The organism is Alicyclobacillus vulcanalis (assembly GCF_900156755.1).
Classification (GTDB): domain Bacteria; phylum Bacillota; class Bacilli; order Alicyclobacillales; family Alicyclobacillaceae; genus Alicyclobacillus; species Alicyclobacillus vulcanalis.
Window position 1 is genome coordinate 1 of the sequence record NZ_FTOO01000009.1, and the last position, 13,650, is coordinate 13,650.

The window sequence follows — 13,650 nt, forward strand, 5'->3', positions numbered from 1 at the left end:
GCGGTTTGAGCGGCGTCGACATCGTCGTGTCCGACAGTCACAGCGGACTCGTCAAGGCACTTCAGACCGAATTTCAGGGCTGCACGTGGCAACGGTGCCAGACCCACTTCATGCGCAATCTCTTGGACGCCACACCCAAGGCGTTGCAGGAGGAGGTCTACCAACAGGTTCGCGCGGTCCTGGATGCGCCTGACCTGAAGACTGCACGGTTGCTCAAAGATGCGTTTGTCGAGGCCTACGCAGAGAAGGCACCGAAGGCGGTGCAGGTGTTGGAGAATGGGTTTGATGATGTAACCGCTGTTTTGGTCCTACCTGAGCGATATCGGCGGCGCTTACGCACCACCAACGGTGCCGAACGGCTCAACGAAGAAATTCGGCGCCGCGAGCGCGTCATTCGCATCTTCCCCAATCAGGAATCGGCGATCCGTCTGCTGGGGGCTTTACTGATGGAAATCGACGAAGAATGGACGACAGGGCGGAAATATCTCAACATGGACGAGTATGAGGCATGGAAGAAGGCGCAACAGACCTGGAGAGAATCAGCTCAGGCTTGTGCAGCAACGGCCTAAGTGCTCACCGCTCCATTCGCCGAAGAGGACAATTTTGATGAGAAAATAGACACCCGCTAATTTTCATCCGCCTCTTGTGGCTAACCGGGCATGGCGGACGTGATCCACGAACCTGCGTCGGACATGGGTTCGTGGGCTTTGTGTGACTATGAAGTGTCGAAGTTGGGACATACAAAAAAAGATATTACGCACGCGATTGCAAAAAAAGCGCGCGAACACTGTGTCGCGCGTTGAGAGAGAAGAGGTTGTGGGGCGACAGTTTACCTCAATTTGGATGGTTCTGGTGCGGGGGTGAGAATCTCAATTTCATGGATACGAGCGTAGTCGAGATATTTTGGATCGGGCACTTGATCCGTCACGAGGACGTCCACGTCAGAAAGTTGGCAGTACGTCATGAGTCCATAGCGGTCAAACTTTGTATGATCAACAAGCAAGAAAGTTCTCATGCTGCGATCTACAGCCGTGCGTTTAATTTCGGTCTCAAGTGCAGAGGCGTTGGTTACGCCAATCTCTAAACTAATACCTGTGGACGCCATAAACGCTTTTTGGATGTTGTAAGAGAGGAGGATCGACGGCTCGTTCAAAGACACAAATGAGCTAGTCTTTCGCTCGAGCATTCCTCCGACGCAAATAATAGTGAGATTCGGGTACGCCAATGCGCGTACGATAAAATCTAGGTTGCTCGTGATGATCGTGATCTCCTTCTGTTTGAGATGCTCGAACATCTCAACAGTTGTAGTCCCAGAGTCGATAAAAATGATGTCTCCGTCGTTCACGCATTGTGCAGCGAGTTTTCCTATTAACTCCTTTTCGTGTTTGTTGCGCACTTGCCGTTCAGAGAATGGAAGGAGCAGAGTCGTCGCATCATTAATGGCTACCCCACCATAAACTTTCTTTATTTCCCCGCTTTCAACAAGCTCCTGGATATCGCGACGGATAGTGTTCTTTGATACAGAAAAATGTTCCGCGAGTTCGTCCAGAGAGACTACTTGTCTCTCCGCGACGTAAGTCTTGATCTCTTGGATCCGTTTGGATTTAAGCAATTGGACACGCACCTTTCTCAACAAATTAGGTCTAGTCTTCAAAACACGACTGAGTTCAATTCTAAACCGCAGACGCCAGTCATCATCCCGGATTATAGCATATCAACACTTAGGTTGGTCATATATTGGTCATAACGTGATAAAATTGAACAGTGATTTGATGTTCACTTGAGCCAAGCTGAAGGCTAATTATACATTCACATCATATCACTAAAGAAATCGTCGAAAGTATCTTGACGGTCCAGTGAAAAGAACATACAATACGCTACAGAAAGCGCTCACGCTTTTCTAAAAGATAGCTAGTTAATCGCTGTTTTGTTGATGATCTATTGATTATTTTATGATCATTTGATAGTGTATCTGTATGCGAACTCTTGAGTGCTTCGTCCGAGTTCGGTGCACTACTGGACACTTATGGAAGGGGGCTAAGTGCTGTGGTCGAAAGATTGAAAAACTTCATTGATGGCCAATGGGTTGATAGTCATACAGAACAGTATGAGTCGGTAATCAACCCAGCGACGAAAGAACTTATCGCGGAGGTACCCCTATCGACGAAAGCGGATGTAGCACAGGCTGTTCGCGCTGCACGTGATGCGTTTGCTTCTTGGTCCCGAATACCCGTCCCGCGGCGTGCGCGGCTTTTGTTTCGCTACCATGATCTTCTCACAAGACATCAAAAAGAGCTTGCTCGCCTTATCACCGTGGAGAACGGGAAAAACATCACCGAAGCTGAAGGAGAGGTCCAGCGCGCGATTGAAAATGTCGAATTTGCTGCTGGGGCGCCTTCTCTCATGATGGGCGACTCCTTGTCGACTATCGCGACCGATATCGAGGCGACAAACTATCGGTATCCTCTCGGCGTGGTCGCGGGTATTACGCCTTTCAATTTTCCGATGATGGTGCCTTGTTGGATGTTTCCGATCGCGATTGCTCTTGGCAATACGTTTGTTTTGAAGCCGTCGGAAAAGACCCCAATGCTCGCGCGTGTTCTCGCAGATCTTCTCATGGAAGCTGGTATACCAAAAGGGGTTTTCAACATTGTCTATGGCGCGCACGATGTGGTCAATGGGCTCATTGAACACTCAGATGTTAAGGCTGTTTCCTTCGTCGGATCGAAGCCAGTCGGCGAGTACATCTATCGAAAGTGCGGCGAACATTTAAAGCGGGTGCAGGCGCTTACAGGTGCAAAAAATCACATCATTGTGCTTCAAGATGCCGACCTCGATGAAGCTGCGCGCAACGTCGTCGCCTCGGCGTTCGGATCGGCGGGCGAAAGATGCATGGCTTGCTCAGTCGTCGCCGTGGAAGAGGTTATCGCCGATGAATTCCTCGAAATTCTCGTGCGCAGATCGCGCGAGCTTGTGATGGGCAACGGACTCGACGACGGAGTGTTTTTGGGGCCAGTCATCCGTGAGGAAAACCTGAAGCGGACGATTTCCTACATCGAAAAAGGTATGGAAGAAGGTGCAAAACTCGTTCTTGACGGGCGCGAGCAGATGAGCGATGACGGGTACTTCATCGGTCCGACCATCTTCGACGGCGTCACAACAGAAATGACCATCTGGAAAGACGAAATCTTTGCGCCAGTCCTGTCCGTTATTCGCGTCGCAAATCTAAAAGAAGCGGTGGAAGTGGCGAATCGCTCCGAGTTCGCAAACGGCGCGTGCATTTTCACCCAAAGCGCTTCGGCCATCCGCTACTTCCGCGAAAATATCGATGCGGGGATGCTCGGCGTAAACATCGGCGTGCCGGCACCCATGGCGTTCTTTCCGTTCTCGGGATGGAAATCTTCCTTCTACGGTACGCTGCACTGCAATGGAAAAGACAGCGTGGATTTTTATACCCGTAAAAAAGTCGTCACCGCGCGTTACCCCGTTCCGGATTTCTCGTGAGGAGGCGTGATCGACATGGCCGAGACGCTTTTGCGCCGCCCGGTGCCGCGCGAAGAGACGTCAGGCGTCACGGTAGTACACGACATCTCGTGGCAAACCGAACCGCTCATGTACACGGGCCTGAGGATCGTCAAGCTGGCGCCGGGGGCACGCCTTCAAGAAGCGTGGGACGACCGCGAGTCATGCGCCGTCGTCCTCACCGGAAAAGTCGAGACAAAGTGTGGTGGAGAATCGCTGGGCGCGCTCGGCCGACGGCGTTCGGTTTTTGATCGGCGTCCAACGGACAGCGTATACGTGCCCGTTGGAGCGCCGCTAGAGCTTGTGGCAACGGAAGAGGCGTGGGTCGCCATCGCCTGGGCACCGACGGAGGAGGTGCGCCCTGTGCGTCTGATTTCCGCGGAAGAGAACGTCGTCGAGCATCGCGGGAGGTACCAGAACCAGCGCATCGTGCACAACATCCTCGCGGACACGGATCGCGTGGCGCACCGGTTGCTCGTCGTCGAGGTGTTCACAGAGGGCGGGCACTGGTCGAGCTACCCGCCGCACAAACATGATGAAGAGCGGCTGCCCGACGAAAGCTTTCTCGAGGAGATCTACTACCATGAGATCGATCCACCACAGGGATTTGTGATGCAGCGCATCTACACGGACGACGGCGTGATAGACGAGTCATATGCTTTGCACAACCAAGATGTTGTGCTTGTGCCCCGCGGCTACCACCCCGTTGGGGTCCCAGATGGCTACAGTTCGTACTATCTAAACGTCATGGCGGGGCCCGTGCGCGTGTGGCGGTTCCACAACGATCCGGCGCACGAGTGGATCCTCACGAGGCCTTGAAAGGAAGCTGGGAGCATGGTGCTTTCATTTGCAAGCGATCGTCCGCTCGACCTGGTCACGCTTGGGCGCGCCTGCGTCGATCTTAACGCGCTTGACTACAACCGGCCGCTTGAGCAGACGAAGACCTTTGTGAAGTACGTTGGCGGGAGTCCAGCAAACATCGCCATTGGCGCTCGGCGCTTGGGGCTGCGGACCGGGATGATCGCCAAGGTGTCCGACGACGCCATGGGGCGGTTCGTGGTCAGCTTCCTGCAGCAGATGGGCGTCGATACGTCGGCTATCGTAGTCGATCGTGACGGCCACAAGACGGGGCTCGCTTTCACCGAGATCAAGAGCTCGACAGAGTGCAGCATTCTCCTGTACCGAGATGATGTCGCGGATCTTTATCTTTCACCCGAGGACATTACCGAAGGTTATCTCCGCAAAACGAAAGCGCTGCTCATCTCCGGCACAGCGCTTGCAAAGAGCCCTTCGAGGGAAGCAGCGTTTTATGCTGCCGAGTTGGCGCGAAAGCATGGTGTGCGGCTCGTGTTTGAGCTCGACTATCGGCCGTGCACCTGGAAGTCTCTCTACGAGCCGATGGTGTATTACACGCTCATGGCCCGGCTCTCGGATGTCGTGATCGGCACACGGGATGAGTACGACATCATGGAGGGTGGACCCGGACAAGACGAGGCGACGGCCGCGCAGTTATTGGTTCACGTCCCGTCCATCGTTGTCATCAAGCATGGCGTCGACGGATCGATTGCGTACACGAGAGAAGGCGCGGTGCGGGCGCGGGCGTTTCCTGCGAAGGTGTTGAAGACGTTCGGCGCGGGCGATGCGTATGCGTCGAGCTTCCTGTATGGTCTTCTTGCTGGACTTACGCTCAAGCGAGCGCTAGCGATGGCGAGCGCGGCCGCGGCCATCGTCGTCAGCCGCCACAGCTCCTCGGAGGCGATGCCGTCGCTCGAGGAAGTTGAGTCGCTCCTGAGTGAGCACTGTGAGCCGTCGAGAGGTTAGGTGAAAGGCGATGGAGACGATTCGGTTGACAACTGCGCAAGCGCTCATCCGCTTTCTGAACCAGCAATACATCTGGGTCGACGGGCGAGAGATGCCGTTTGTCGCAGGCGTGTTTGACATCTTTGGGCATGGCAACGTGCTCGGCATCGGCCAGGCGTTGGTAGAAGACCCGGGGCATTTGCGCGTGGTGCATGGGAAGAACGAGCAGGGCATGGCCCACGCCGCCGTAGCGTACGCGAAACAGAAGCTCCGCCGCCAGATTTGGGCGGTGACGACGTCGGTCGGGCCGGGATCGGCAAACTTAGTGACTGCGGCGGCGACGGCACTCGCGAACAATCTGCCGGTGCTCTTGCTTCCGTCCGACACCTTTGCGACGCGCCAGCCCGATCCGGTTCTTCAGCAGGTGGAGCACGAGCATAGCATCGGCATTACGACGAACGATGCCCTCCGGGCGGTATCGCGGTATTGGGACCGGATCACGCGGCCAGAGCAGCTGATGTCGAGCCTCATTCGCGCGTTCGAGGTGCTGACAAACCCAGCACTCGCAGGACCAGTCACACTCTGCATCAGCCAAGACGTTCAGGGCGAGGCTTACGACTTCGATGCGCGGTTCTTTGACAGGCGAGTGCACTACCTCGATCGCCGCCCGCCGACCGAGCGCGAGCTCCAGTCGGCGACGGCGCTCATTCGGGCGAGCGCGAGACCGCTCCTCGTGATCGGCGGCGGGGCGAAGTACTCGGAAGCAGCCGACGAGATCGTCCGCCTCGCGGAGGCGTGTCACATCCCCGTCGCCGAAACGCAAGCTGGGAAGTCGACGGTGCCGGCTTCGTTCCGGTACAACCTCGGGGGCATCGGCATCACCGGCACCCAAGCGGCAAACGAAGCGGCGCGCGAAGCGGATCTCATTGTAGGAGTAGGTACGCGCTACACCGATTTCACGACGTCGTCCAAGACGGCGTTCGACTTCGAAGGCGCGCGGTTTCTCAATATCAATGTCAGCAGGATGCAGGCCTATAAGCTCGACGGTGTACAGATGGTCGCTGACGCGAAAGTCGCGTTGGTTGAACTTATCAAACAACTCGATGGTTACCAAAGCCAGTGGGGCGATCGTATTGACGAGTTGAAGTCTCGTTGGCTGGCCGAACGGGAGCGGCTTTCGCACGTGACCTTCGCACGCGAGGGGTTCCGACCGGAAATCGAGGGTCAGTTCACGCAGGCCGAGCTGAACGAGTACGCGGACGCCCTCGGGACGGAGCTTACACAGACGGCCGTGCTCCTCGCGCTCAATGAAGTGGTGCCGGCGGATGCCATCGTGATCGGCGCGGCGGGGTCGCTCCCGGGCGACATGCAGCGGCTCTGGCACACCGATGCGCCGTCCGGGTACCACATGGAGTATGGCTACTCGTGCATGGGGTATGAAATCGCTGCAGCGCTTGGGGTAAAGCTCGCGGAGCCCGATCGCGAAGTATATGCGCTTATCGGGGACGGTAGCTTTCTTATGCTTCACTCCGAACTCGTTACGGCGCTTCAGGACGGCGTGAAAATCAATGTCGTTTTATTCGACAACGCAGGGTACGGCTGTATCAGTAATTTGCAAATGGAATATGGCATCGACAGCTTTGGCTGCGAGTTTCGCGACCACTCCGGGCGTGTGATGAACATCGATTATGTCAAGATCGCGGAGGGCTATGGCGCAAAGGCCTATCGGGTTCGAACGATTGAGCAGTTGCGCCAGGCCGTTGAGGACGGAAAGTGTCAATCGATTTCGACGCTCATCGAGATCAAAGTGCTGCCAAAGACGATGACCAAAGGCTATCTGAGCTGGTGGAACCTCGGTGTCCCGCAGGTGGCGAAAAGCCCGCGAGTCCAAAAGGCGGCGGAACGTCACTACGAGAGATTGAAGGCAGCAAAGGCGTACTAAATGTGCAAAGAAGGTGGCTGAGATGGCGAAAGGAGAAGCAGCCCGGCGTATCCGCTGGGGAATTTCTCCTATTGGTTGGCGAAACGATGATATGCCGGAACTTGGCGCGGAGCACACGCTTGGACAGGTTTTGAACGAAATTGCGCTGGCGGGATTTGAGGGCACGGAAGTAGGAGGGTTCTTCCCTACTCCGGATATCTTGCTTCCAGAACTCCGGCTGCGCGGTCTCTCGATTGCGGGGCAGTGGTTTAGCAGTTATCTTCTGCGGGATGGGTTTAATCAGACCGCTGCTGCATTTGAAGAGCATTGTCGGAGGCTCGCCGCGCTCGGAGCCAAAGTTGCGGTGGTGTCGGAACAGACCTACAGCGTTCAACGCGATCGCGTCGGTGTTTTTAGACACAAACCGTCGCTTGCGAGCTCCGAGTGGTCGCAACTGTGCGCTGGACTCGAGGGGCTTGGCGAGATCGCCGAAACGTACGGGCTTTTGCTCGTGTACCACCCTCATCTCGGGACAGTCATTCAGACTGCAGCTGAGGTTCACGAGCTGATGGCACGCACGGATCCGAAACTCGTACATTTGCTCTACGATACGGGCCACGCGTTTGCGTCGGACGAGGAATGTCTTGAACTTGCACACGAGCATGGAAAGCGTATTCGTCACGTGCACTTTAAGGACGTCCGCTACGACGTACTCCGAATGTGCAAAGCGGAAGATCGGCCGTTTCTCGACTGCGTCCTGCAGGGGTTGTTCACGGTGCCGGGGGACGGTTGTATCGATTTCCGATCAGCGTACGATGCGCTTATTGCGGCAGGGTATGAAGGGTGGATCATCGTCGAAGCGGAGCAGGATCCACGGCTTGCGAATCCGCTCGTGTATGCGCTCAAGGCGCATGACTATGTTCAATCGTTTGTCGGGGCAAATCCCCGCGAGCACGAGGAGGCACAGTGATGACTATTCGGTTTGGCGTCATTGGCACCGGCGCGATCGGCCGCGAGCATATGCGCCGGATCACCCAGAAGTTGTTAGGAGGAGAAATCGCCGCGGTGACGGATATCGACTTGAGCGCTGCAAGAAAGGCCGTCGAAGAGCTCGGCATAGAGGCTCGCATCTATCCGGAAGAAGAATTGTTGGCGGATCGGTCGATCGACGCTGTCATTATCACAAGTTGGGGACCAGCGCACGAGGCGAGCGTCCTCGCGGCCATCGCGGCAGGTAAGTATGTGTTCGTCGAAAAACCGCTTGCGACGACCATTGAGGGCTGTGAACGGATCGTTCAAGCAGAAGAGAAAATCGGTCGCAGGATGGTTCAAGTCGGCTATATGCGCCGGTACGATCGCGGCTATCAGGCGCTCAAGTCGGTTGTGGCGTGCGGAGAATTGGGCAGCCCGCTCATGGTTCGCTGCACCCATCGGAACGCCGCCGTCGATGAACGCTATACGACGGAGATGGCGGTGCTCGACACGCTGGTCCACGAGCTCGACGTGACGCGCTGGCTCGTCGGCGACGACTACGCAGAGGTGCAGGCGGTGTTTCCGCGGCGTACCAAGTACGCCCATGAAGCACTGCAAGATCCTCAGATTTTCCTGCTTCGTACGCAGACCGGGATTGTGATCACGGCGGAGGTCTTCGTCAATTGTCGCTACGGCTATGACATTCAATGCGAAATCGTATGCGAAGAAGGCACAGTGTCCCTCCCGGCTGAAGCTTCAGTTGAATTCAAGCATGACGCGCTCCACAAACGAGCGGTTCCGCAAGATTGGAAACTTCGGTTCGCAGACGCGTACGACGCTGAATTGCAAGATTTTATCAATCAGGTTGAGCGCTGCAATGAGCCGCAAGGACCGAGTGCGTGGGACGGCTATCTCGCCACACTAGCTGCTGAGGCCTGTGTGCGTGCGCAAAAGTCTCAGGGCTGGGAATCGGTCACACCTGGTATTTCTCAACCAAAATTTATAGCAGGACGTGTGTAATCAGGAGGGGTCGCCTTGAAAATCGCGCTTGATCCGACCATGTACACAGATTTGCCGCTTCACGAGATGGTAGAAAAAGTGGCACAGCTCGGTTATGAGTACATTGAGCTCTCACCTCGAGAAGACTTTTGCCCTTTTTACAAGTATCCGAGAGCCGATAAGGATCAAATTCAAAAACTAAAGCACCACCTGCGTGACGCCGGTCTGAAGATTTCGTCGTTGTTGCCGCTTTATCACTGGGCAGGCCCAGAGGAAGAGCGGCGACAGGCCGCGGTTCGCAACTGGAAGCGGGCCATTGAGATCGCCGTCGAACTCGAAGTCGATCTCATGAACAGCGAGTTCAGCGGCACGAAGTACAATCCGGTGGTCTGCGAGGAGAAGTTCATTAAGTCGATGGATGAGCTCATTCCGATCTTTGAGCGCGAAGGCATACGCCTCAATTTGCAGGCTCACCCGTACGACTTTATCGAGACAAACAAAGAGGCTGTCGATATGATTCGTGCGCTCGATCGGCCGTGGATCAACCTCGTGTATTCGACAGCGCACACGTTCTATTACGACGATGGCAAAGGTGATATCGAATCGATGTTCGATTACGCTGGCGAGCGGCTTCAGCACGTTCTTTTTGCTGATACATTCAATCACAAAGCAGCGGGCGGGCTTCGCTACATCGTCAATCCGCCTGGGGCACAAGTCACCGTTCATCAGCACTTGAATATTGGAGAAGGCGAGGTAGACTTTGACACCATCTTTCGCAAGCTGCGCGAAATGAAGTTCGACGGAATCGCGACGAACGCGGTGTTTGCCTGGGTCGACAAGCGAGATGAATCGAGTCGATACATGCTTCGGAAAATCAAGGAGGGTTTTGGGCTGGCGTGACGCTGGCCGTCCTCGAACGAAAAGAGTGATGCGAGATGCAATTGGGTTTGAACCAGGCTACGACAATGAAAAATGCGGACATGGAACTGGACATCCGCCTCTGCGATGAAATCGGATTTTATTGGCTTGAACTTCGCACAGAAGACAAATTGCCCGCATACCTCAAGCGCCACTCGTTCATCGAACTCGTTGAAGAGTTCTCAAGGCGACGGCTAAAGCCGCTTTCACTCAATGCGATCATCTTCTTCAATAATCGCTCGTTGGAGGAGACGAGGAAGATTTGTACTGAGTTTCGCGAGATGGTTGCGTCGGCGCGAGCGATCGGAGCTCGACAAATCGTCGCGGTGCCTCTCATTTCGAACATTGAGCGATTTCAGCGCCGTGAAATTCACAAAAGCTGTGTCGAAATGTTGAGGGAATTCAGCGATATTGCTGGAGAGTCCTCGCTATCCATTTCGTTTGAATTTATTGGACATCCAGATGCTACGGTCAACGATTTTCTGAGCGCTTATGACATCGTGGTTAACGTTGATCGTCCAAACGTTGGGCTCGTGCTCGATTGTTTCCATTTCCACGCAATGGGCTCGCGTGTTGAGGACCTTGAGCAATCAGACACATCGCGCATCTTCGTCGTCCATCTGGACGATGCAGAGGATTTGCCGCGAGGGGCTCTGCGCGACGAACACCGTCTGTGGCCGGGAGAAGGCGTGATCGATCTCGACGCCATTCTCGGCACACTCAAGAAAAAAGGCTGGGACGGCCCCATCACAGTTGAGTTGTTCCGACCTGAATATTATGCGCTTCCACCGGAAGAGGTTGTCCGCAAGGCATACGAATCAGCACGGGATATAGTGTCACGACATTTTCGCCTCGAGGAAGAGGAGGATGTTAGATGCCGCTCGTAACGTTATGCGAGGTGTTACCTGAGGCGAAACGACACCGTTACGCTGTGGGCCAATTCAACGTAAATGATTTCCTGTGGATTCCAGCTATCCTTGAGGCCGCGGTGGCCGAGTACGCACCGGTCATCTTAGGTGTGTCGGATCGTCTTGTGGATTATCTCGGAGGCTTTCGGTCCATTGTCATGGCAACCCAAATTCTCGTCGAAGAACACGCGGCAGATATCCCTGTTGTACTTCACCTCGATCACGGTCGCACTGTCGAGCGGTGCAAAGCTGCAGTCGACGCGGGATTCACTTCTGTAATGTTTGATGGCTCGCATCTACCACTCGATAAAAACATTGCGCTTACGCGTGCCATTGTAGAATATGCACACGCACGCGGGGTGTCGGTGGAGGCAGAGATTGGGCAGGTGGGCGGCATTGAGGATGGGGTCGTCTCTGGCATCGTTTATGCGAACCCTGATGACTGCGTCCGCATGGCGGGTGAGACAAAGGTGGATGCGCTTGCGGTAGCACTGGGATCTGTCCATGGTCCTTATACAGGGGAGCCAAAGATCGATTTCGAGCGATTGTCCGTTGTTGCAGAGAAGATTGAAACGCCTCTCGTACTGCACGGAGGCTCTGGGATACCCCGAGAACACATGCAGTTGGCCATCTTCCTTGGCTACTCAAAAGTCAACGTGAACACAGAGTGTTCCATCGCTTTTCGAGACGCAGTGCAACATTTCATCTCGTCGAATCCAGAGATTTATGAGCCTCGGTTCATCCTCGGAGCTGGAAGGGAGGCGATAGCTGAAACTGTACAGCGGAAAATCGTCGAATTTGGCGCTGCGAAGCGAGCGCAAGCGTTTGGAAATCGTGCAACGTGCAATATGATCGAACGACAAAGAAGTTCACCCAGGCGGTGACGACAGGAGGACCCAGAACTGCCCCGGACCCTACGCTTAAGGTCATTGTCTCTGGGGATACCCCAGCGACTCAACCCTTGAACCCTGCGTGTTTGTAGTTGACGTAAGAGCTTGGTCTAAATCAGTTCATGTTAGGAGGAATTTTAAATGGAGGCGCACGTGCGGAACACACTGCGCAAGGTAACATGGTTCTCCACTTTTGGCGCACTTCTTTTTGGCTATGACACGGGCTTTTTAAACGGTGCATTACCATACATGTCGCGCCCAGATCAGCTGAACCTGAATGCAGAACTTGAGGGTTTAGTCACGAGTTCGTTGTTGTTTGGTGCAGCAATTGGCGCAGTGTTTGGTGGGCGTCTAGCAGACTACTTTGGCCGCCGACGGGTGATTTGGAATCTCGCGCTTCTTTTCTTCTGTGCTGCATTAGGCTGCACACTTGCTCCGAACGCATCGGTCATGATCGCGTTCCGCTTCATCTTGGGCCTCGCGGTCGGATGCGCGTCGGTGACCGTGCCGACGTTTTTGGCTGAAATGTCGCCAACAGAGCGTCGAGGCCGTATGGTAAACAATAATGAGCTTATGATTGTAACTGGACAGCTGGCGGCCTTTGTTGTAAACGCCATCATCTCTAGTGCGTTTGGGGAGCATGGAGATATATGGAGATTTATGCTCGCTGTTGCCATGATACCAGCTATTGTACTTTGGTTTGGAATGCTAGTTGTCCCAGAGAGTCCGCGGTGGTTAGCTTCAAAAGGTCGCTACAATGAGGCTCGTCAAGTACTTTCAAGCATCCGTCCATCAAACGAAGTCGAATTAGAGTTAGATGAGATTAGGAGGACAGTAGAGGAAACAGCAATTCAAAAAGCTTCACTTAAGGATCTCACGGTGCCGTGGATTAGACGTTTGGTGTTTATTGGGGTTGGAATAGCCATCGTTCAGCAAATTACTGGTGTCAACTCAATTATGTACTATGGAACAGAAATTTTACAGACTGCGGGCTTTGGGACGAATGCTGCTGTGGTCGGCAATATTGCAAACGGCGTGATTTCTGTGGTGGCGACGTTCATCGGCTTCATGCTGCTGCGCCGGATTAGCCGCCGCAAGATGTTGTTTGCGGGCCAGATTGGCATTATCGGATCACTGTTGCTCATCGCGATTGTCTCGAACGCACTGAAAGGAAGCCCCGCACTTCCCTATGTTGTGCTTCTGTTAACGGTTACATTTCTATTGTTCCAGCAGGGGGCCGTGTCTCCAGTAACGTGGGTACTGTTGTCGGAGATTTTCCCGACGCGACTTCGCGGGCTTGCAATGGGGTTTGTTACGTTCTGCCTTTGGATTGTGGATTTCTTCGTCGGTCTCACGTTCCCTGTGTTGCTGAAACACCTCGGGTTGACCGAGACGTATCTCGTCTTTGCCGCGCTAAATGTGGTCGCGGTGCTGGTGATGTTAAAGGTGGCGCCGGAGACCCGGGGTTACTCGCTTGAGGAACTGGAACGTCGGTTCCGCGCGGGCATCTATCGGGAAGGGCAAGAGGCGCAGCGTGTATCGGCAAATGTAGAGGAGAACTTGCATCGGTAAATAGGGCTTATACGCTGCTTGTACGCTAAAACAGATACAAGAGATTGAGGAGATAGGAAAGCGCTTGGTTTCAATGGGGCACAATTGAATAGACCAAATCTGTTCGACGCGGCGCCAGATGCTGTACGAAGGCAGTGTGTAAGAGTCA

Annotated in this window: 12 protein-coding genes; 11 read left to right on the forward strand and 1 reads right to left on the reverse strand. The window is 54.5% G+C overall.

The annotated features are described in order from the left end of the window. A partial coding sequence (locus BW934_RS10480; protein WP_200805747.1) for an IS256 family transposase occupies positions 1 to 569 on the forward strand: 569 nt, incomplete at its 5' end. Positions 570 to 829: 260 nt separating this feature from the next. Here BW934_RS10480 and BW934_RS10485 read toward each other — a convergent pair. Beyond that, on the reverse strand, positions 830 to 1,612 hold the full coding sequence (locus BW934_RS10485; RefSeq protein ID WP_076347874.1) for a DeoR/GlpR family DNA-binding transcription regulator: 783 nt from the start codon (positions 1,610 to 1,612) through the stop codon (positions 830 to 832). 404 nt (positions 1,613 to 2,016) lie between these two features. Here BW934_RS10485 and BW934_RS10490 point away from each other — a divergent pair, with 404 nt between their 5' ends. The 10 genes from BW934_RS10490 to BW934_RS10535 all read left to right on the forward strand — a co-directional run bounded on the left by BW934_RS10490 (position 2,017) and on the right by BW934_RS10535 (position 13,502). Then, complete coding sequence (locus tag BW934_RS10490; protein ID WP_076348136.1) at positions 2,017 to 3,504, forward strand: CoA-acylating methylmalonate-semialdehyde dehydrogenase; 1,488 nt, start codon at positions 2,017 to 2,019, stop codon at positions 3,502 to 3,504. Positions 3,505 to 3,519: 15 nt separating this feature from the next. Next, on the forward strand, positions 3,520 to 4,341 hold the full coding sequence (gene iolB / locus BW934_RS10495) for a 5-deoxy-glucuronate isomerase (protein WP_076347876.1): 822 nt from the start codon (positions 3,520 to 3,522) through the stop codon (positions 4,339 to 4,341). A 15-nt stretch (positions 4,342 to 4,356) separates the two neighbouring features. After that, positions 4,357 to 5,343: a 5-dehydro-2-deoxygluconokinase gene (iolC, locus tag BW934_RS10500; RefSeq protein ID WP_076347878.1), complete on the forward strand. Its 987-nt coding sequence runs from the start codon at positions 4,357 to 4,359 to the stop codon at positions 5,341 to 5,343. A 10-nt stretch (positions 5,344 to 5,353) separates the two neighbouring features. After that, positions 5,354 to 7,264 carry a 3D-(3,5/4)-trihydroxycyclohexane-1,2-dione acylhydrolase (decyclizing) gene (gene iolD, locus BW934_RS10505; protein WP_076347880.1) on the forward strand — a complete coding sequence of 637 codons (1,911 nt, stop codon included), beginning with the start codon at positions 5,354 to 5,356 and terminating at the stop codon, positions 7,262 to 7,264. Positions 7,265 to 7,286: 22 nt separating this feature from the next. Beyond that, complete coding sequence (gene iolE, locus BW934_RS10510) at positions 7,287 to 8,213, forward strand: myo-inosose-2 dehydratase (protein ID WP_076347882.1); 927 nt, start codon at positions 7,287 to 7,289, stop codon at positions 8,211 to 8,213. Next, positions 8,213 to 9,235: a Gfo/Idh/MocA family protein gene (locus BW934_RS10515; protein WP_076347884.1), complete on the forward strand. Its 1,023-nt coding sequence runs from the start codon at positions 8,213 to 8,215 to the stop codon at positions 9,233 to 9,235. The genes iolE and BW934_RS10515 overlap by 1 nt, the downstream gene beginning before the upstream one ends. A gap of 15 nt (positions 9,236 to 9,250) precedes the next feature. Continuing rightward, positions 9,251 to 10,114: a sugar phosphate isomerase/epimerase family protein gene (locus BW934_RS10520; RefSeq protein ID WP_076347886.1), complete on the forward strand. Its 864-nt coding sequence runs from the start codon at positions 9,251 to 9,253 to the stop codon at positions 10,112 to 10,114. 35 nt (positions 10,115 to 10,149) lie between these two features. After that, the gene (locus BW934_RS10525) at positions 10,150 to 11,019 is read left to right on the forward strand and encodes a sugar phosphate isomerase/epimerase family protein (RefSeq protein ID WP_076347888.1); all 870 of its coding nucleotides are present in this window, start codon (positions 10,150 to 10,152) and stop codon (positions 11,017 to 11,019) included. After that, a complete protein-coding gene (fba, locus tag BW934_RS10530) occupies positions 11,007 to 11,924 on the forward strand; it encodes a class II fructose-1,6-bisphosphate aldolase (protein WP_076347890.1) in 918 nt (305 codons plus the stop codon). The genes BW934_RS10525 and fba overlap by 13 nt, the downstream gene beginning before the upstream one ends. Before the next feature lie 147 nt (positions 11,925 to 12,071). Next, positions 12,072 to 13,502, forward strand: coding sequence for a sugar porter family MFS transporter (locus tag BW934_RS10535; RefSeq protein WP_076347892.1), 1,431 nt, complete (start codon positions 12,072 to 12,074; stop codon positions 13,500 to 13,502). Positions 13,503 to 13,650: the final 148 nt, after the last annotated feature.